The organism is Brevundimonas sp. ZS04 (assembly GCF_001956865.1).
In the GTDB taxonomy this organism is placed as follows: domain Bacteria; phylum Pseudomonadota; class Alphaproteobacteria; order Caulobacterales; family Caulobacteraceae; genus Brevundimonas; species Brevundimonas diminuta.
In genome coordinates this window covers 119,714-138,078 of record NZ_MTHE01000003.1, presented here as the reverse complement: position 1 = coordinate 138,078, position 18,365 = coordinate 119,714, and the positions used below count along the sequence as shown (strand labels likewise).

The following is an 18,365-nucleotide window of genomic DNA, read 5'->3' as shown; positions in this document are numbered from 1 at the left end:
CGGATGGAGATCAAAGCCAAGCGCGGACTGCCGCTCCATATGTTGATGCTGATCGGGTTTCTGGTCGGTCTCACGGGCGGACTCATCGTCAATCTGACCGTCGGAGGGGACGTCGGTTGGGTGCAGTGGCTGACCTCCAACATCACAGGACCGGCCGGGCAGATCTTCCTGCGTCTGCTGTTCATGCTGGTTCTGCCGCTGCTGTTCTCGGCCCTGGTCATCGGGGTGGCCGAGATGGGCGACCTGAAGGCTCTGGGCCGGGCGGGCTCCAAGAGCCTGGGCTTCACCGTCTTCATTTCCGCCGTGGCCGTGCTGATCGGCATGGTCATGGTCAACGTCTTCCGGCCCGGCGACGGGGTTGATCCGGCCCTGGCGCAACAACTGCTGGATCAGGGACGCGCGGGCGCGGCCTCGATTGTCGGCAATGCGCCCAAGTCGGTGCAGGCGGGCGACTTCTTTCTGGAGCTGATCCCGTCCAACGTCTTCACGGCGGCGGCCGAGAACCAGATTTTGCCGGTGATGGTCTTCGCCCTGTTCTTCGGCGTCGGCCTGGTCATGACCAAGAGCCCTGCCACGGACCGGCTGCAACAGACCATCGAGGGGCTGTTCGAGGTGATGATGAAGCTCATCAACCTCGTCATCCGCATCGCCCCGATCGCCATCGCCTGCCTGATGTTCAACCTGGCGGCCCTGTTCGGCTGGGAGCTGCTGATCCGCCTGGGCGCGTTCGTAGCCGTAGCCGTGGGGGCCATGGCGATCCATATGTTCGTGGTCTATCCGCTGGTGATCTGGCTGATGGGGGGCATGTCGCCGCTGAAGTTCTTCCGCGACATCCGCGAGGCCATGGTGGTGTCCTTCTCCACCGCCTCGTCCAACGCCAGCCTGCCCGTGTCGCTGCGCGTGGCCGAGCAGAATCTGGGTCTGCCGCGCAAGATCGCCCGTTTCGTCCTGACCGTCGGCGCCACCGCCAACCAGAACGGCACGGCCCTGTTCGAGGGGGTGACGGTGCTGTTCCTGGCCCAGTTCTTCGGCGTCGACCTGACGTTGGGCCAGCAGGTGATCGTCATGCTGGTCTGTATCCTGGGCGGGGTCGGCACGGCGGGCGTGCCCGCCGGCTCCTTGCCGGTCATCGCCATGATCCTGGCCATGGTGGGGGTGCCGCCGGAAGGGATCGGTCTGATCCTGGGCGTCGACCGCTTCCTGGATATGTGCCGGACCTCGCTGAACGTCACCGGCGACCTGGTCGTCGCCGCCGTGGTGTCGCGCGGAGAAGAGGATGCGGACGCCGACGAGCCGCCTACTGCGCCGGCCGTTACATAGGAAAAAGCCGACGCAGGGGATCCTGCGTCGGCCTTGTCCCTAGCGCCCAGTCCCGGTCAGGACATGGGCGGGGGCGGCGTCCGATCGGGGGGCAGGGGGATGAACTCCTGATCGTCCATGTCGGGCAGTTTCATGCGACCGGCGCGCCAGTCGGCCTTGGCCTGCTCGATCCGCTCCTTCGAAGACGACACGAAGTTCCATTCGATGAAGCGCTCGCCCACCGGCTCGCCGCCCAGCACCATCAGGGTGGTCGGCTGCTGCGCCACGATGATCGAGGGCAGGCCCTTTTCAAGCACGGCCATCTGACCGGGGCCGACAGGGCGGCCGTCGTCGATCTCGACCATGCCCTGGACCACATAGACGGCGCTTTCGGCGTGATCCGTCGGCGTCTGGAACCGGGCGCCCGGCTCCATCTCTAGGTGCATGTAGTGCAGGGGCGAGAAGGTGCTGACCCCGGCCTTCATGCCCATGGTCTCGCCCGCCACCAGACGGCCCTTCACGCCGCTTTCGATCCAGGTCGGCAGGTCGCTGGAGCCGACGTGCTGGAAGGACGGGTCGACCTCTTCCTGACCGTCAGGCAGGGCCAGCCAGGCCTGAATGCCCTCCAGACGCAGACCCTCCATGCGGGCGCGCTCGAACCGCTCGGAGTGGGTGACGCCGCTGCCCGCGGTCATCCAGTTGACCTCGGCCGGGCGGATGTCCTGCTGGACGCCCAGGCTGTCGCGGTGGGTGATCTCGCCGTCGAACAGATAGGTCAGGGTCGAGATGCCGATGTGCGGGTGCGGGCGCACGTCGACCGTCTTGGGGATGCCGGCGGGCATGTCCACCGGGCCCATGTGGTCGAAGAAGACGAAGGGACCGACCGCGCGACGCTTGGCGAAGGGCAGGACGCGGCCGACCTCAAAGCCGCCGAGATCCTTGCGGCGCTGGTCGATGATGAGTTCGATCATGGTTGGGGTTTCCTGAAGGCTGAACGCTGCGACGACGAAAGGGGCGATCCCCGCACTATGACGCGGATCGCCCTCAAGGGTCAGTCTTCCCTGTCGTAGGAGAACTGGATTCCGGCCGTGCCGCCGGTTTCGATGAACAGGTTCATGAAGGCGGGGACAGTTTCCGACCGTTTCCAGTCGCGTTGCAGTTCGCAGAACAGCTGAGGGACGGAAATGAGCTTGCCGCCCGCCTGTTCGATGCGGCGCAGGCCCATTTCGTGCGCCGTGACCGAGGTGCCGCCGACGGCGTCGGCCACGACATAGACCTCATAGCCGTCACGCAGGGCGTCCAGAGCCGGGAAGGTCAGGCAGGCCTCGGTCCACAAGGCCGTCATGATCAGCTTCTTGCGGCCGGTCGCCTCGACCGCCTTGCGGAATTCCACGTCTTCCCAGGAGTTGATCGTGGTGCGGTCATAGGTCGGATAGTCTTTCAGCACCTTGCGCAGTTGCGGGATCGGCGGCCGGTTCAGCCCCGTCTCGACGTTGACGGTCGAGTGGACGATCGGCAGGCCATAGGCGACGGCCGCCTTGGCCGTGCCGACGATGTTGTTCACCAGCAGCTGGCGGTCCATCGAGGCGATGGAGTTCACCTGAACCGGCTGATAGTCGATGATGACGAAGGCCGAGTTCTCGGGGGTTAGAAGATGATCCGACTTCGGATCGCGGATCGGTTCGCTGGCCATTGAGTGGTTCCTTTCCGGGGAAGTTGCGCCTTGGCGAGGCGCGCGCATGACGCCGGTTTCGATTCATTGATGAGGGGCGAGGCGGAACCGGCGCGTCTTCGTCAGTCGCGTTGCGAGTCGAGGGTTTCGTGGTCCGTCGCGACCTGCTGGGCCTTGCCGTAGCTTTCGATTAGCAGTTGGTACGGCGGGAAGATCTGGGTGTAGACCTCGGCCCACTGCTGGGCGTCGTCGCGATGCCAGGTCTTCTGAAGTTCCGAGGCGACGGCGGCCATATCCATCGGCACCACGCCAGCCTGGACCACGCGGGCCAGGGTGATCTCCTGGGCCATCTTCGAATAGGTGCCCGAAGCGTCGACCACCACGAAGACCTTGTAGCCTTCATAGGCGGCGCTGATGGCGGGGAAGGCCATGCAGACGCTGGTGATGGTGCCTGCGATGATCAGGGTCTTGCGGCCCGTGGCCTTCACGGCGGCGACGAAGTCGGGGTTGTCCCAGGCGTTGATCTCCCCCTTGCGCGCCACATACTGGGCGTGGGGGGCGTTGGCGTGGATTTCCGGGATCAGCGGGCCGTTCGGGCCCTGGGGCACCGAGGCGGTGGTGATGACCGGCAGCTTGGCCAGGGTCGCCATCGAAGCCAGGGCGGCGGCGTGGCGGCGCAGGGTGGTCATAGGCATGTCGGCCACGGTCTGGAACAGGCCGCTCTGGTGGTCGATCAGCAGCATGACGGCGTCGTTCGGGTCGATGACCGGACGCTGGCCGTTGAAGTTTGCGGGCAGGGCGGAAGCGGACATGGGCGTCTTTCCTTTCAGGCAGGGGGCCGCGCTCGGACGAATGTCCGGTCAAGGCGGGGGTTGCGGCCCGGTCCGAAGACCGGGCCTTACGTTTTCGTGAGGGCGTTCAGGCGGGGGGGATGTCGCCGAAGCGGCCGATGTTGAAGTCCGTGACGGCGGTGCGGATCTCGTCCTCGCTGTTCATCACGAAGGGGCCGTAGCCGACGATGGGCTCGTCGATCGGCTCTCCGGTCAGGATCAGCAGGGTCGTGTCCGCATCGGCGCTCAGGGTGACGCTGTCGCCCTTGCGGTCCAGCAGCAGGGCCTCGGCGGCGCCGGCCGGCTGGTCGCCGTTGACGGTGACGTGACCCGACAGAACCACCACCATGGCCGTGTGGCCTTCGGGCAGATCCAGCGTCGTCTCGGCGTCCCGGTTCAACCGCACGTCCCACACATTGATGGGGGTGAAGGTCGTGGCCGGGCCTTTCGCGCCGTCTATCGCGCCGGCGATGATCCGGGCCGTGCCTGCATCGTCCGGCAGGGAAACGGTCGGAATGTCGGCGTTCAGGATCGACTGGTAGCCGGGACGGGTCATCTTGTCCTTGGCGGGCAGGTTGACCCACAGCTGAACCATGCGGAACGGGCCGCCGGTGCGCGAGAAGGCCGGGGAGTGGAACTCCTCGTGCAGGATGCCGCCGCCCGCCGTCATCCACTGGACGTCGCCGGGGCCGATGATGCCGCCTTGGCCGGTCGAGTCGCGATGCTCGACCTCGCCGTCATAGACGATGGTCACGGTCTCGAAGCCGCGGTGCGGATGCTGACCCACGCCGCGCCGCTCGGTCGTCGGCTCGAAGTTGTATGGACCGGCGTAGTCGAGCAGCAGGAAGGGGCTGACCTGTTTGCCTGCGGCGTTATAGGAAAACAGCGAACGGACGGGGAAACCGTCGCCGACCCAATGGCCGCGGTCGTTGCCGTAACGGCCCAGAACCTTCTTCATGGTCTTGTCTCCATTCGATGGACCGGCCGTCAGAAGAAGAGGCCGATCGCGTTGAAGACCTTATGCCTGCGAAACGATGAGGCGGGCAGATTGCGAAATCGCCTCGCTGCGTTCTATCAGTAGAACGATGAGAGACCTCAACGACCTCTATTATTTCGTGCAGGTGGTGGATCACCACGGCTTCGCCCCGGCGGCGCGAGCGCTGGGCATGCAGAAGTCCAAGCTCAGCCGCCGCATCGCCGCGCTGGAAGACCAGTTGGACACGCGGCTGATCCAGCGCTCGTCACGCAAATTCTCGGTCACAGAGATCGGACTGGCCTATTATCAACACTGTCTCGCCATGTTGATCGAGGCCGAGGCGGCGCAGGCCTTGATCGACGGCGCCCGGTCCGAGCCGTGCGGCACGATCCGCGTCGCCTGCGCGCCGGGCCTGCTGACCTATCAGATGAGCAGTCTGATCGTCCGCTTCATGGCCCTGTATCCCGATCTGGACGTGCAGTTGCACAGCACCAGTCGCCGGGTGGACGTCATCGGCGAGGGCTTCGACCTGGCGATCCGCGTCCGCGAGCCGCCGCTGGAACAAACCGATCTGGTCATGCGCAAGCTGGACGAGAGCGTGCATCGTCTGGTCGCCAGTCCGGACCTGATCGCCCGCATGGGACGGCCGACCGGCCCGGCCGATCTGGCGAACTGGCCCAGCCTCGACTTCGGCCCGGCGCATCGCGACCACGTCTGGGCGCTGCATCACACGGAAGGCATGACGGCCTCGGTGCGACACGCGCCGCGTCTTGTGACCGACGATCTGCACATGCTGCACGAAGGCGCAGTTCATGGTCTGGGCGTCGCCCTGCTGCCGACGGTGGCCGTCGCCCGCGATCTGGACGCCGGGAAACTGGTCGACCTGCTGCCGGACTGGCGGCCGAAGAAGTGGATCGTCCACGCCGTCTTCCCGTCGCGACGCGGCCTTTTGCCGTCCGTGCGCATGCTGCTGGACTTCCTCGTCGCAGGCTGCGCCGAACAGCAGGCGCACGGCTAAAGGCCTGCCGCCTAGGCCGCGTCGTTCCGTGTGACAGCGTCGGGGTCGTAGTTCAGGATCGGCGCCAGCCAGCGCTCGGCCGTCTCCACGTCCCAGCCCTTGCGGGCGGCGTAGTCCTCGACCTGATCGCGGTCGATCTTGCCGACGCCGAAATAGTGGCTGCCCGGATGGCCGAAGTAGAGGCCGCTGACCGAGGCGGGGGGCGACATGGCGAAGGATTCCGTCAACTCCATCCCGGCGTTGGCGCCTGCGTCCAGCAGACGGAACAGGGTGGCCTTCTCTGTGTGGTCGGGCTGGGCCGGATAGCCGGGGGCGGGGCGGATGCCCTGATACTTCTCTTCGATCAGATCCTGCACCGAGGTCTGTTCGTCGGGGACGTAGCCCCACAGCTGGGTGCGCACCTCCTTGTGCAGGCGCTCGGCGAAGGCTTCGGCCAGACGGTCGGCCAGGGCCGTGGCCATGATGGCGGAATAGTCGTCGCCCGCCGCCTTGAACTCGGCGGCCTTTTCCAGTTCGCCATGCCCGGCGGTGACGGCGAAGGCGCCCAGATAGTCGGCGCCGTCCTCGGCCACGAAGTCGGACAGGCACAGGTTCGGCTTGCCGTTGGATTTCTTGATCTGCTGGCGCAGGCCGTGGAAGCGGGCGGCTTCGGTCGCCCGGGTTTCGTCGGTCCAGACGATCACGTCGTCGCCGCGCGCATTGGCGGGCCAGAAGCCGATGACGCCCTTGGCCGTGAACCACTTCTCTTCGACGATGCGTTTCAGCATGGCCTGCGCGTCGCGGAACAGATCCTGCGCCGCCTCGCCGACAATCTCGTCTTCCAGGATCAGCGGATAGCGCCCGATCAGCTCCCAACTGGCGAAGAAGGGCGTCCAGTCGATGTGATCGGCCAGATCCTGAAGATCCCAGGCCTCATAGGCGCGCACGCCGAGGAAGGACGGCGCCGGGGCAGGGGTCTGCGCCTCGTCGGGCCGCCAGCGGTTGTCGCGCGCTTGTTGCAGCGAGGCGCGGGCCTTCACCTCCTGGCCGCGGGCGTATTGCTCGCGGATGCGGATGTATTCGTCGCGGGTGGCCGCCTCGTTCTTGGCCTTGTCGGTCGGGGACAGCAGGCCGGACACCACGCCGACCGCCCGGCTGGCGTCGATGACATAGGTGGTCGAGCCCTTGCGATAGGCCGGTTCGATCTTCACCGCCGTATGGGTGCGGCTGGTCGTGGCGCCCCCGATCAGCAGGGGAATGTCGAAGCCGCGCCGCTCCATCTCGGCGGCGACGAAGGTCATTTCGTCCAGCGACGGCGTGATCAGGCCCGACAGGCCGACGATGTCGACCTTGTGCTCGATGGCGGCGTCCAGGATGCGGTCGGCCGGGACCATGACGCCCAGATCGACGACCTCGTAGTTGTTGCACTGAAGCACGACGCCGACGATGTTCTTGCCGATATCGTGGACGTCGCCCTTGACCGTGGCCATCAGGATCTTGCCTGCGGCCTGACGCTCCTGACCGGCCTTTTCGGCCTCCATGAAGGGTTCTAGGTGGGCCACGGCCTGCTTCATCACCCGCGCCGACTTCACCACCTGCGGCAGAAACATCCGACCCGAGCCGAACAGGTCGCCGACCACGTTCATGCCGTCCATCAGCGGACCCTCGATGACGTGCAGCGGCCGCTCGGACGCCTGACGGGCTTCCTCCGTATCCTCGACGATGTAGTCGGTGATGCCGTGGACCAGGGCGTGTTCGATGCGCTTGGCGACCGTGGCGTCGCGCCATTTCAGGTCCACGACCTTGGCCGCGCCCTTCTCGCCCTTGTAGCGGGGGGCCATATCGACCAGCCGCTCGGTGTTGGACACGTTGGTCCGCTGCGGCCGATTCAGGATCACGTCCTCGACGGCTTCGCGCAGTTCGGCGTCGATGTCGTCATAGACGGGCAGGTCGCCCGCATTGACGATGCCCATATCCAGGCCGGCGTTGATGGCGTGGTACAGGAAGACGCTGTGGATCGCCCGGCGCACCGGCTCATTGCCGCGGAAGCTGAACGAGACGTTCGACACCCCGCCCGAGACGCGGGCGTGGGGCAGGGTCTGCTTGATGGCCCGGACCGCCTCGATGAAGTCGACGGCGTAGTTGTCGTGCTCCTCGATCCCTGTCGCCACGGCGAAGATGTTGGGATCGAAGATGATGTCCTCGGGCGGGAAGCCGACCTCGTTGACCAGGATATTATAGGCGCGGGTGCAGATCTCGATCTTGCGCGCGGCGGTGTCGGCCTGACCCACCTCGTCAAAGGCCATGACCACCACGGCGGCGCCGTAGCGCAGGCACTGGATGGCGTGATGGCGGAAGGCGTCCTCGCCCTCCTTCATCGAGATCGAGTTGACGATCGGCTTGCCCTGAACGCATTTCAGGCCCGCCTCGATCACCTCCCATTTGGAGCTGTCGATCATGACCGGCACGCGGGCGATGTCGGGCTCGGCCGCGATCAGGTTCAGGAAGGTCCGCATGGCGACGGGGCCGTCCAGCAGGCCCTCGTCCATGTTGACGTCGATGACCTGGGCGCCCGCCTCGACCTGCTGGCGCGCGACCGACAGGGCGGCGGTGTAGTCGCCGTCGACGATCAGCTTCCTGAACTTGGCCGAACCCGTGACGTTGGTCCGCTCGCCGACGTTGATGAAGACAGGACGCATCACGACACCAGTTCGAAGGGTTCCAAGCCCGACAGACGCAGGGCTGTGGGGCGCTCCGGCACGGCGCGCGGGGTCACGTCCGCGACTTCCTCAGCGACGTGGCGGATGTGGTCGGGGGTGGTGCCGCAGCAGCCGCCGACGATGTTGACCAGACCCGACTGCGCCCATTCCTCGAGGAAGTGGGCCGTCTCGTGCGGCTGTTCGTCATACTGGCCCATAGCGTTGGGCAGGCCCGCGTTGGGATAGGCGCTGACCAGGGTGTCGGCGACGCGGCTCAGTTCAGCGATGTGCGGCCGCATCAGCTCGGCGCCCAGGGCGCAGTTGAAGCCGACGGCGAACGGCTTGGCGTGGCGGATCGAGTTCCAGAAGGCCTCCGCCGTCTGGCCGCTGAGGGTGCGGCCCGAGCGGTCGGTGATGGTGCCCGAGATCCACAGGGGCAGGGGCTCCAGCCCTTCGTCCTCCAGATCCTTGATCGCCTTGATCGCGGCCTTGCAGTTCAGGGTGTCGAACACCGTCTCGATCAGGAAGATGTCCACGCCGCCGTGGTGCAGGGCGCGCGCCTGCTGCTTATAGGCCTCATAGACCTCGTCATAGGTGACGGCGCGATAGCCGGGGTCGTTGACGTCGGGGCTCAGCGACAGGGTGCGGTTGGTCGGGCCGATGGCGCCGGCGACGAAGCGGGGCTTGTGCGGCTCTTTTTCCGTCCAGCGGTCGGCGACCTCGCGCGCGATGCGGGCGCCTTCATAGTTCAGGTCATAGACCGCGTCTTCCAGCCCATAGTCGGCCTGGGCGATGGTGGTCGAGGAGAAGGTGTTCGTCTCCGAAATATCGGCTCCAGCGGCGTAATAGACGTCGTGCAGATCGGCCACGATGTCGGGCCGAGTCAGGATCAACAGGTCGTTGTTGCCCTTCTGCGGATGGTTGTGGTCGCGGAAACGCTCGCCGCGGAAGTCCTCTTCCGTCAGATCGCGGCGCTGGATCATCACGCCCCAGCTGCCGTCCAGAACCAGAATGCGCTCTTTCGCCGCCGCGTGCAGGGCGGCGATCCGTTCGGCGCGGGTGAGTGGGGAAGTCATCTACGCAACAGCCTTGGTTTCACGCACGCCCAGAACCCGGCAGATCGCATAGACCAGCTCGGCCCGGTTCAGGGTGTAGAAGTGGAAGTCCGAAAAGCCCTCTTCCTGCAGGCGGGCGCAGGTCTCGGCGGCGATGGAGGCGGCCAGCAGCTTGCGCGTCTCCGGGTCGTCGTCCAGCCCGTCGAAGTGCCCCGCCAGCCAGTCGGGCAGGGCCGCGCCGCACGCCGCCGTCATCCGCTTCAGACCCGCGAAGTTGGACACCGGCATGACGCCGGGGATCAGGGGGATGGTCACGCCCGCCGCCCGCACCCGGTCGCGGAAGCGCAGGAAGGCCTCGATGTCGAAGAAGAACTGGGTCACGGCGCGCGTGGCGCCAGCGTCGACCTTGGCCTTCAACACCTCGATGTCGTGGTCGATCGACGGGCTTTCCGGGTGCTTTTCAGGATAGGCGCCGACCGTGACCTCGAACCCGCCGATGCGGCTGAGGGCGGCGGTCAGTTCGGTGGCGTTGGCGTAGCCGTCGGCGCGCGGCGTATAGGCGCCGCCGATGCCTGCCGCGCCAGGCGGATCGCCGCGCAGGGCGACGATGTGGTCGACGCCGATGGTCTTGTAGCCTTCGATGACCTCATCGACCTCGGCGCGGCTGGCCTCGACGCAGGTCAGGTGGGCGGCGGGGCGCAGGGTCGTCTCGCTGATGATGCGCTGGACGGTGCGATGGGTCCGTTCGCGCGTCGAGCCGCCCGCGCCATAGGTGACGGAGACGAAGGCCGGGTTCAGCGGCTCCAGCCGCCGGATCGCCTTCCACAGATTGGCCTCTGCCTCGTCAGACTTGGGCGGGAAGAATTCGAAAGAGACGTTGACGGCGCTGCGGTTCGAACCGGCGCGGGCCACCGGGCCCAGCGGCGACAGCAGCAGGGCGCGGGCTTCGGCGAGAGAGGAGGGGGCCATCAGGCTGTCTTTCGGGCAGGGTTCGCGGCGCGTTCGCCGGTCCAGATGTGAACGGTCAGGCCTTCCGTGTCGGGCGGCAGGGCGATGGGCGCCGAGGGCGTCAGGCCCGCCTTGGTCAGCCATTCGCGGATCTCGGCGTCGGCGAAGCCCAGGCGGCGGTGCTGGTGCGCCTCGCGCAGATGTTCGAACTTGTGGGGCGCGAAGTCGACGATCAGCAGCTTGCCGCCCGGCATGACCAGACGCGCGGCCTCGGCCACGGCGGCGGCCGGATCGGCGAGGTAGTGCAGCACTTGATGGACGATCACCAGATCGGCGCTTTCATGCGGCAGGCGGGTCGAGAAGATGTCGCCGTGGCGCAGCTCGACCTTGTCCAGCCCGGCCTTGGAGACATTGGCGCGGGCGATGTTCAGCATGTTCTGCGACAGGTCGAGGCCGACCGACATCTTCGCCTGCTTGCCGAACAGGGTCAGCATCCGGCCCGAGCCGGTGCCCAGATCGACCACGCGCTCGAACGGGCCGGACCCAGCCGCGCGTGCGACCGCCGCCTCGACAGCGCTTTCGCAGACATAGAGGCTGCGCATCTGGTCCCACTGGGGTGCGATCTGCTCGAAATAGCGGGCGGCGTCGATGGCGCGCTCCTTGCGCACCTCGTCCAGACGGCGATGGTCGGCCTCGCCCTCGCCGTCGTCCAGCAGGTCCAGAACGGTGTCGATCAACCGCCGCGACAGGGCGTCGTGCGACAGGCGGTAGAAGACGCGCGCGCCATCGGGGAATCGCTCGATCAGACCCGCGTCCGCCATCAGCTTCAGATGGCGCGAGACACGCGGCTGGCTCTGGTCCAGAACACGCGACAGCTCCATCACCGACAGCTCTTCCGCGGCCAGCAGGGACAGGACGCGCAGGCGGGTCGGTTCGCCGGCGGCGCGCAGGGCTTCTACAGTCTGGTCAGCGGTCAGTGTCATGTGTCGTATAAAGATATCCTTATACGCTTATGCAAGCAAAATCTGGTCGCACACGTCTTCTATCCGCGTAATGCAGGCACGGATCGTTCTTTGCTTGTCTGGAATGGGGGGCGAGACGGCCCCGAGGGGCGGAATTTCAGTCTGCGACAGGCGTCTTCAACGGCTCATCGGCAAAGTGGGCCGAGAGATTCTGTAGAAGCAGCATCAGCATCCCCTGCACCGCTTCGGTCGTGGCGCCGCCGGTATGGGGCGTCAGGACGGTGTTGGGCACGCCCGCCCAACGCGCAGCTTCGGTCGGCTCCTGGGCGAAAACGTCCAGCGCGGCGCCGCCCAGTCGGCCCTCTTTCAGGGCGGCGATGACGGCGTCCTCATCGACCAATTGCCCGCGCGCGACGTTGACCAGCAGGCCCGACGGGCCAAGCGCCTCGATCACTTCGGCCGAGATGAGCCCCCGATTGTTCTCATCCGCTCGACAGGCGATGACGAGAATGTCGGAACCTTGGGCGAGGTCGATCAAGGTGTCGGTGCGAGGCCAGCTTGCGTCCTTCTCGCGCGGGCCCCACCAGCGGACGTTCATCCGCATGACGTCGGCGCGTCTCGCCACAGCCTCGCCGATATGGCCCAGACCGACGATCCCCAGTCTCTGACCGCTCAAGGAGGTGGTGATGCTGCGTGTGGAGAGGCTCCACCCGCCCGCGCGGAGCGTGCGGTCGCCCTCGGCGATCTGGCGGCGCGCGGCCAGGATCAGGCCGATGGCGTGGTCGGCCACGTCTTCGTGGTTCACGCCGGGGGCATGGGTGACGGGCAGACCGCGCGCGCGGCACCATTCGACGTCGATGCCGTCATAACCCGCCGTGAAGCAGGCGATCAGCGACAGATTGGGCAGGCGTTCGATCAGGCTCTTGTCCAGTTCGAACTCGCCCGCGACGATCAGAGCGCGGATATCATGGGCGGCCTCGATCGGCGGGCCTTCCCAGAAGCGATAGACGTCGTAGGCGCCTTCCAGGAAGGCGCTCAGCGGGGCCAGATGCCGCTGCATGATCAGGACGGCGGGACGCTGGGTCATGGGGACAGACTATCCCGCTTTCGCTGGAGCGCCAGTCCAAAGCAGAACGGCCCCCCGATCGCTCGGAGGGCCGCTTGTCATCTGGTCAGTTCGATCAGCGACCGAACTTCTGGTGCTGGATGCGCTTGGGAATGATGCTGTCCGCGCCCAGGCGGCGCATCTTGTCCTGTTCATAGGCTTCGAAGTTGCCCTCGAACCATTCCACGTGGCCGTCGCCTTCGAAGGCCAGGATGTGGGTGGCCAGACGGTCCAGGAACCAGCGGTCGTGGCTGATGACCACGGCGCAGCCGGCGAACTCTTCCAGAGCCTCTTCGAGGTTCTGCAGGGTTTCGATGTCCAGGTCGTTGGTCGGTTCGTCGAGCAGGATCAGGTTGCCGCCGGTGGCCAGGGTCTTGGCCAGGTGGACGCGGTTGCGCTCACCGCCCGACAGTTGGCCGACCTTCTTCTGCTGGTCGCCGCCCTTGAAGTTGAAGCTGCCGACATAGGCGCGGGTGTTAATCTCGCGCTTGCCGACCATCATGATGTCGGTGCCGCCCGAGATGGCCTGCCAGATGGTGTCGTCGGGCTTCAGGTCGTCGCGCGACTGATCGACGTAGGCCAGCTTGACCGTTTCACCGACCTTGATCGTGCCGCCGTCAGGGGTTTCCTGGCCGGTGATCAGCTTGAACATGGTCGACTTGCCGGCGCCGTTGGGGCCGATGACGCCGACGATGCCGTTGGGCGGCAGCTTGAAGGTCAGGTTGTCGAACAGAACTTTGTCGCCATAGGACTTCTTCAGGCCATCGACTTCCAGCACGACGTTGCCCAGGCGCGGGCCGGGCGGGATCTGGATGACGGCGAAGGACTGGGCCTGGCGCGAGTTTTCCTGCTCGGCGACCATCTTCTCATAGGCGGCCAGACGGGCCTTGGACTTGGCCTGACGGGCCTTGGCGCCCGAGCGGACCCATTCGAGTTCGCGGGTGAGGGCGCGCTGGCGGGCTTCGGATTCAGACTGCTCCTGAACGACGCGCTTCTGCTTGGCTTCCAGCCACGAAGAGTAGTTGCCCTCGTGCGGGTGGCCCTTGCCGCGGTCCAGCTCCAGCGTCCACTTCGTGACCTGATCCAGGAAGTAGCGGTCGTGGGTCACCAGGATGACGCAGCCGGGGAAGTTCTCCAGGTGGTGCTGCAGCCAGGCGACGGATTCGGCGTCCAGGTGGTTGGTCGGTTCGTCCATCAGCAGCATGTCGGGCTTCGACAGCAGCAGGCGGGCCAGGGCCACGCGGCGCTTTTCACCGCCGGACAGGTTGGTGACTTCCCAGTCGTCGGGCGGGCAGCGCAGGGCGCCCATGGCCTGATCGATGCGGCTGTCGATGTCCCAGACGTCGCCGGCGTCGATCTTCTCCTGGAGGGCGGTCATCTCCTCCATCAGTTCGTCGGTGTAGTTCTCGCCCAGTTCGGCGGCGACTTCGTTGAAGCGGTTGACCCACTGCTTCTCTTCACACCAGGCCTCGACGTTCTGGCGCACGTTCAGCGCCGGATCGAGGTGGGGCTCCTGCTCCAGGTAGCCGCGCTTGACGCCGTCGGCGGCGCGGGCCTCGCCCTGAAACTCGCTGTCCAGGCCGGCCATGATCTTCAGCAGGGTGGATTTACCCGAGCCGTTGACCCCGACAACGCCGATCTTGGCGTCGTTGTAGAAGCTCAGCCAGATGTTCTCGAAGATCTTTTTGCCGCCGGGGAAGGTCTTGGTCAGACCCTGCATCTGGAAGATATATTGCTGCGCCATGCGTCGCGTCGCGCCCTTGATTCAGTGCGGATGGGGAAGTTGACGGGGGATGTAGCGATCCCGACGCCTTTGGGCAAATCTTCGGATAGGCGCGCGGCTTTTCGGAGGCGCTCTCAGCGGGCGGGAAGCACGGCCTCAAGAGCGCGTGTGAAGCCGACGGGCGCGACGGTCAGGTGATCCTCGTCCTCCAGCACCACGGAGCTGACTTTCAGGCCGGGATAGCCGCGCGATTCCAGGTTGCGGTGCAGAGCCTGCATGTCGCCGACCATGTCGGCCTCGCTGTTGCGGCGCGTCGGGCCGGGTTTCTCGTGACCGCCCACATACATGAAGACCTGGGCGTTCAGATCGCGATGGCTGCGGGCGTAGTCGGCCTCGACCCCCATCATGTAGCCCTTGTCGTACCAGAGCGAGGGACTGCCCAGGACGTAGGACTGGAACATCGCCGGGTCGCTGAACAGGATCTGGGCGCCCAGCAAGCCGCCATAGGAATGGCCCAGCAGGACGCGGTGGGCCGGGTCGGCGCGGAACGTCTTTTCGATGAAGGGCAGGGCCTGGGTCTTCAGATAGGTCTGATAGGCCGCGCCGCCGCCATGCACGGCGGCGCCTGAGCTGCGCGGGCCGTTGGGCGTCGGCGTGTAGTCGCGGCGGCGGCTGTCGGCCCCCTTGTCGCCGTCGGCGTAGGACAGGCCGACCAGGATGAACTCCTGCACGACCGGTCCCTCCAGATTCACCCGCCTGGCGATCTGGCGGATGATGGGGAAGGCGTAGTCCGCGTCGGTGACATAGAGGGTGGGATAGCGGCGGCCGGGGTTGGCTTCATAGCCGGCGGGCAGGCTGACGAAGACCTGATAGTTCCGCCCGGACACGGGATCGGGCACGCTCCAAACCTGGGTGCCGGTCAGCACATAGGGCGCGCCTTCGGTCGCGACGGCGGGATCAGGGGCAGGGGCCGTTCGCGCATCCGCCTTTTCGCCGCATGCGCCCAGAAGCAGGGCGCCTGTCGTGAACATGGCGATCGCCGCCGCCGCGCTGAAAACCCGCATCCATTCCCTCCAAGCTGTGCCGTTGGTGCAGGTTTCGGGGCAAATGCGGCGAGGGAAGGGCGAGGACGTCAGGCGTAGTTGAAACTGATTGAGATGCGTTGTTCTTCGGCGCGATTGGCGGGCACCTCGTGGCGCAGCCAGCTTTCCCACATCAGCACCGAGCCGGGCGCAGGCTTCAGATAGACGAATGGCTGCTCGGCCTCGCCGGCGGCGGCGGTCAGGCCGGGGCGGGCCATCATCATGACCAGGCGCGGGTCTTCGATCTTCAGCGAAGAGGCGCCGTCGGGCACATGGATGTAGATGGTGCCGGACAGAACGGCGTGCGGGTGGATGTGGCCGGTGTGCCCGCCGCCGGGCATCAGGACGTTGACCCACAGATTGTCGAGCTGCAGCTTCTTGGCCAGGTCGAAGTGCAGGCTCTCGGCGAAGCTCGCCGCGTGCTTGTCCAGCAGCTTCTTCAGCTCGGCGAACTCGGGGAACCGCTGCGGCAGGTCGTTGATCGAGCCGTAGGAGGTGTAGCCTGGATAGTGGTTGGCCCGGCACCACTCGATCCCGGCCTCGTCCTCCTCGGCCATGACCAGGCAGAGGTCGAGCAGTTCCTCATGCAGTTCCGCCCAGCCGCGCGACGAGGCGAGGGTGGCGTCATAGACCTGGGTGGCGAAGAGGGATCGCAAGGACATGGGAGGTGCAATAGCCCTTCTCCCGCAAGGGGAGAAGGGTGAGAAAGCCGGTTCAGAAGCCCAGACCCGCCTCGCCGCGCAGGATCGCTTCGGCCTGCGGGCTGTGCTTGGCGCCGTCGCGATCATGCAGGATCAGGGGCGGCAGCAACCGCAAGGGCGCCTTGCCGGTCTTGATGGCCTGGACCAGCACGCGCTTGGCGGGTTGGTCGGCGTAGGGGTGGATCGGGCGGACGGCGAAGGAGCCCGCCTTGGGCGCCAGCAGGCTCAGGATGTCGGCGAGACGGTCGGCGCGGTGGATGATGACGATGCGTCCGCCCTCGCGCACCGCCTTCAGCAGGAAGCCCGCCCAGGCGGTCAGTCCGTCGTCGGCCATCCAGGCGCCGAGCTTGCCTTCGGCCGGGGCGCGCAGGGCGCCGGGGTCGTCGAAGAAGGGCGGATTGCTGACCGCCCAGTCGAACGGCGGCAGGTCCAGGGCGCGAAAACCCCGCGCCACGTCGCCGTCCACGATGGCGGTGCGCGCTTCGGCGTTGTTCAGTTCGGCATTCTGACGCGCGAGAGCGGCGGCGGCTGCATCGCGCTCCAGTCCGGTCAGCAGGACGCCGGGGCGTCGGGCGGCGATCTGCATCAGGACGGCGCCCGCGCCGCAGCCCGCCTCGATCAGTCGTTCGCCGGGGCGCGCCTCGACGGCGGCGGCCAGCAGGGCGGCGTCCATGCCCGCGCGATAACCCTTCGTCGGTTGGCGCAGGCGGATGCGTCCGCCCAGAAAGGCGGATTCGGCCACATCTGCGGCGGCAGTAAGGGATGACTCGGCTTGACCCATCATAACGCCGCCACCATTGTGCGCCGCATCGCGTCCGGGCAAGCGGATGCGTGTGAATTTCGGGCGAATCTCCCCCTTCGCCCCTGTGCTGAAAGAGATTTCCGTGGACGCAGCTCTCGCCGTCGCTCCCCGTCCCAAGGGCGATGTGGACGCTCTGGTTCATCTGGCCAAGGACGACATGGCGGCGGTCGACGCCCTGATCATCGCGCGGATGCAGTCCGACGTGCCGGTGATCCCCCTGCTGGCCGAGCATCTGGTGTCGGCGGGCGGCAAGCGTCTGCGCCCGCTGCTGACCGTGGCCGCCGCGCGCGCGATCGGTCAGACGGGCGCCATCGAAGGCCCGAAGAAGCTGGCCGCTTCGGTCGAGTTCATCCACACCGCCACCCTGCTGCACGACGACATCGTCGACGGCTCGGAAATGCGCCGGGGCAAGGTCGCGGCGCACCTGATCTGGGGCTCGGCCTCGTCGGTGCTGGTCGGCGACTTCCTGTTCGCGCGCGCGTTCGAGTTGATGGTCGAGACCGATTCCCTGCGTGCTCTGGGCATTCTGGCGCGAGCCTCGGCCGTGATCGCCGAGGGTGAGGTGCTGCAACTGACGCGCGCTCACGATCTGAACCTGGACCTCGACACCTATCTGCAGATCATCCGCGCCAAGACGGCCGAGCTGTTCGCCGCCGCCGCCGAATCCGGCGCGGTCGGGGCGGGTGCGACGGACGAGCAGGTCGCGGCTCTGCGCGACTACGGCATGGCGCTGGGCATCGCCTTCCAGCTGGCGGACGACGCCTTGGACTACGGCGGCGCGACCGAGACCCTGGGCAAGAACGCGGGCGACGACTTCAACGAGGGCAAGGCCACCCTGCCGCTGCTGCTGGCCGTTCAGCGCACCAAGGGGACCGAAGACCTGTTCTGGGATCGCGTCATCACCAAGGGCGACCGCAAGCCCGAGGATTTCGACCGCGCGCGGCAGTTGATCGTCGCCAGCGGCGCGGTCGAGGCCACGCTCGATACGGCGTCGGAATACGCCGACCGGGCCAAGACGGCTTTGCAGGTTCTGCCCGCCGGGCCGTGGCGCTCGGCGCTGGAAGCCCTGGTCGACTTCGCCGTCAGCCGGGCGATGTGATGCTGGCGGCGCTGCTCGTCGCGGGGCAACTGGCCGCGCAGGAGCCGCCGCGCTTCCTCATGCCGCAAAGGCCGGGGGACGGGTTGAAAGCCGAGCTGTTTCGTCTGGAGCCGGGCGATCCCGGCGGTCAGGCGCGCGCCCTGCTGGGCGAGGCGATGACGCGGGACGACGCCGAACTGGTGGTGCGCCCCGTGCCGCCGATCATCATGCTGTACCGCGAAGGCAGCCTGCCGGACGGCCCGATCGTGCTCTACGCCGGGCCTGAGGTGGAGGGCGAGCCGGACGCCGCCTGCCGTCTATCACGCCTTCCTGACGGAGAGATCGACAACTCGGAGCGCGCGCTGGCGTGGTGCGCGGGGTTCATCCTGAAAACGGCGCCGACGTTGAACATTCCGCCGGCGCCGGTTCACTGAAG

At 66.7% G+C, this 18,365-nt stretch carries 17 protein-coding genes; 4 read left to right on the top strand and 13 right to left on the bottom strand.

Annotated elements, in window-relative coordinates:
* The first annotated feature begins 3 nt into the window (after positions 1-3).
* Positions 4-1,320 carry a dicarboxylate/amino acid:cation symporter gene (locus BJP32_RS05435; protein WP_046653539.1) on the top strand — a complete coding sequence of 439 codons (1,317 nt, stop codon included), beginning with the start codon at positions 4-6 and terminating at the stop codon, positions 1,318-1,320.
* A gap of 56 nt (positions 1,321-1,376) precedes the next feature.
* Here BJP32_RS05435 and BJP32_RS05430 read toward each other — a convergent pair whose 3' ends face one another.
* From BJP32_RS05430 to BJP32_RS05415, 4 genes are all read right to left on the bottom strand, one after another.
* Positions 1,377-2,270, bottom strand: a complete 894-nt coding sequence (locus BJP32_RS05430; protein ID WP_003164669.1) for a pirin family protein — start codon at positions 2,268-2,270, stop codon at positions 1,377-1,379.
* An 80-nt stretch (positions 2,271-2,350) separates the two neighbouring features.
* Positions 2,351-2,992, bottom strand: a complete 642-nt coding sequence (locus tag BJP32_RS05425) for a hydrolase (protein ID WP_046653538.1) — start codon at positions 2,990-2,992, stop codon at positions 2,351-2,353.
* Positions 2,993-3,093: 101 nt separating this feature from the next.
* Entirely contained in the window at positions 3,094-3,783 is a 690-nt protein-coding gene (locus BJP32_RS05420; RefSeq protein WP_003164671.1) for a hydrolase, read from the bottom strand.
* A gap of 106 nt (positions 3,784-3,889) precedes the next feature.
* Positions 3,890-4,759, bottom strand: a complete 870-nt coding sequence (locus tag BJP32_RS05415) for a pirin family protein (RefSeq protein WP_076223206.1) — start codon at positions 4,757-4,759, stop codon at positions 3,890-3,892.
* Positions 4,760-4,886: 127 nt separating this feature from the next.
* On the opposite strand from BJP32_RS05415, the gene BJP32_RS05410 reads away from it, so the two are divergent.
* Positions 4,887-5,795, top strand: a complete 909-nt coding sequence (locus BJP32_RS05410; RefSeq protein ID WP_076223205.1) for a LysR substrate-binding domain-containing protein — start codon at positions 4,887-4,889, stop codon at positions 5,793-5,795.
* A gap of 11 nt (positions 5,796-5,806) precedes the next feature.
* Here BJP32_RS05410 and metH read toward each other — a convergent pair whose 3' ends face one another.
* The 9 genes from metH to BJP32_RS05365 form a co-directional block, all read right to left on the bottom strand.
* Positions 5,807-8,473: a methionine synthase gene (metH, locus tag BJP32_RS05405; protein WP_076223203.1), complete on the bottom strand. Its 2,667-nt coding sequence runs from the start codon at positions 8,471-8,473 to the stop codon at positions 5,807-5,809.
* Positions 8,473-9,549, bottom strand: coding sequence for a homocysteine S-methyltransferase family protein (locus tag BJP32_RS05400; protein ID WP_076223202.1), 1,077 nt, complete (start codon positions 9,547-9,549; stop codon positions 8,473-8,475). Before BJP32_RS05400 ends, metH begins: the two co-directional genes overlap by 1 nt.
* Entirely contained in the window at positions 9,550-10,497 is a 948-nt protein-coding gene (gene metF / locus BJP32_RS05395) for a methylenetetrahydrofolate reductase [NAD(P)H] (RefSeq protein ID WP_046653532.1), read from the bottom strand.
* Positions 10,497-11,459, bottom strand: a complete 963-nt coding sequence (locus BJP32_RS05390) for a metalloregulator ArsR/SmtB family transcription factor (protein ID WP_076223200.1) — start codon at positions 11,457-11,459, stop codon at positions 10,497-10,499. The genes metF and BJP32_RS05390 overlap by 1 nt, the downstream gene beginning before the upstream one ends.
* 136 nt (positions 11,460-11,595) lie before the next feature.
* On the bottom strand, positions 11,596-12,525 hold the full coding sequence (locus BJP32_RS05385) for a 2-hydroxyacid dehydrogenase (RefSeq protein WP_076223199.1): 930 nt from the start codon (positions 12,523-12,525) through the stop codon (positions 11,596-11,598).
* A gap of 94 nt (positions 12,526-12,619) precedes the next feature.
* A complete protein-coding gene (gene ettA, locus BJP32_RS05380; RefSeq protein ID WP_076223197.1) occupies positions 12,620-14,287 on the bottom strand; it encodes an energy-dependent translational throttle protein EttA in 1,668 nt (555 codons plus the stop codon).
* Between the two features lie 113 nt (positions 14,288-14,400).
* Positions 14,401-15,330: an alpha/beta hydrolase gene (locus BJP32_RS05375; protein WP_076223196.1), complete on the bottom strand. Its 930-nt coding sequence runs from the start codon at positions 15,328-15,330 to the stop codon at positions 14,401-14,403.
* A gap of 68 nt (positions 15,331-15,398) precedes the next feature.
* On the bottom strand, positions 15,399-16,010 hold the full coding sequence (locus BJP32_RS05370) for a TIGR02466 family protein (RefSeq protein ID WP_076223194.1): 612 nt from the start codon (positions 16,008-16,010) through the stop codon (positions 15,399-15,401).
* Between the two features lie 52 nt (positions 16,011-16,062).
* On the bottom strand, positions 16,063-16,833 hold the full coding sequence (locus tag BJP32_RS05365; protein WP_083673891.1) for a tRNA1(Val) (adenine(37)-N6)-methyltransferase: 771 nt from the start codon (positions 16,831-16,833) through the stop codon (positions 16,063-16,065).
* A gap of 142 nt (positions 16,834-16,975) precedes the next feature.
* Between BJP32_RS05365 and BJP32_RS05360 the strand changes: the two genes are divergently transcribed.
* Both BJP32_RS05360 and BJP32_RS05355 read left to right on the top strand, forming a co-directional pair.
* Positions 16,976-17,950 (top strand): polyprenyl synthetase family protein, encoded by a 975-nt coding sequence (locus tag BJP32_RS05360; protein WP_076223352.1) that lies wholly within the window; start codon positions 16,976-16,978, stop codon positions 17,948-17,950.
* Positions 17,950-18,363: a hypothetical protein gene (locus BJP32_RS05355; RefSeq protein WP_003164684.1), complete on the top strand. Its 414-nt coding sequence runs from the start codon at positions 17,950-17,952 to the stop codon at positions 18,361-18,363. Before BJP32_RS05360 ends, BJP32_RS05355 begins: the two co-directional genes overlap by 1 nt.
* Positions 18,364-18,365 lie beyond the last annotated feature (2 nt).

Bases quoted from the DNA above. Each gene is read 5' to 3' on its own strand.
- metF (WP_046653532.1), bottom strand. From the start codon at position 10,497: ATGGCCCCCTCCTCTCTCGCCGAAGCCCGCGCCCTGCTGCTGTCGCCG.
- BJP32_RS05410 (WP_076223205.1), top strand. From the start codon at position 4,887: ATGAGAGACCTCAACGACCTCTATTATTTCGTGCAGGTGGTGGATCAC.
- BJP32_RS05370 (WP_076223194.1), bottom strand. From the start codon at position 16,010: ATGTCCTTGCGATCCCTCTTCGCCACCCAGGTCTATGACGCCACCCTC.
- ettA (WP_076223197.1), bottom strand. From the start codon at position 14,287: ATGGCGCAGCAATATATCTTCCAGATGCAGGGTCTGACCAAGACCTTC.
- BJP32_RS05365 (WP_083673891.1), bottom strand. From the start codon at position 16,833: ATGATGGGTCAAGCCGAGTCATCCCTTACTGCCGCCGCAGATGTGGCC.
- BJP32_RS05435 (WP_046653539.1), top strand. From the start codon at position 4: ATGGAGATCAAAGCCAAGCGCGGACTGCCGCTCCATATGTTGATGCTG.
- BJP32_RS05415 (WP_076223206.1), bottom strand. From the start codon at position 4,759: ATGAAGAAGGTTCTGGGCCGTTACGGCAACGACCGCGGCCATTGGGTC.
- BJP32_RS05420 (WP_003164671.1), bottom strand. From the start codon at position 3,783: ATGTCCGCTTCCGCCCTGCCCGCAAACTTCAACGGCCAGCGTCCGGTC.
- BJP32_RS05355 (WP_003164684.1), top strand. From the start codon at position 17,950: ATGCTGGCGGCGCTGCTCGTCGCGGGGCAACTGGCCGCGCAGGAGCCG.
- metH (WP_076223203.1), bottom strand. From the start codon at position 8,473: ATGCGTCCTGTCTTCATCAACGTCGGCGAGCGGACCAACGTCACGGGT.
- BJP32_RS05375 (WP_076223196.1), bottom strand. From the start codon at position 15,330: ATGCGGGTTTTCAGCGCGGCGGCGGCGATCGCCATGTTCACGACAGGC.
- BJP32_RS05430 (WP_003164669.1), bottom strand. From the start codon at position 2,270: ATGATCGAACTCATCATCGACCAGCGCCGCAAGGATCTCGGCGGCTTT.
- BJP32_RS05390 (WP_076223200.1), bottom strand. From the start codon at position 11,459: ATGACACTGACCGCTGACCAGACTGTAGAAGCCCTGCGCGCCGCCGGC.
- BJP32_RS05385 (WP_076223199.1), bottom strand. From the start codon at position 12,525: ATGACCCAGCGTCCCGCCGTCCTGATCATGCAGCGGCATCTGGCCCCG.
- BJP32_RS05425 (WP_046653538.1), bottom strand. From the start codon at position 2,992: ATGGCCAGCGAACCGATCCGCGATCCGAAGTCGGATCATCTTCTAACC.
- BJP32_RS05400 (WP_076223202.1), bottom strand. From the start codon at position 9,549: ATGACTTCCCCACTCACCCGCGCCGAACGGATCGCCGCCCTGCACGCG.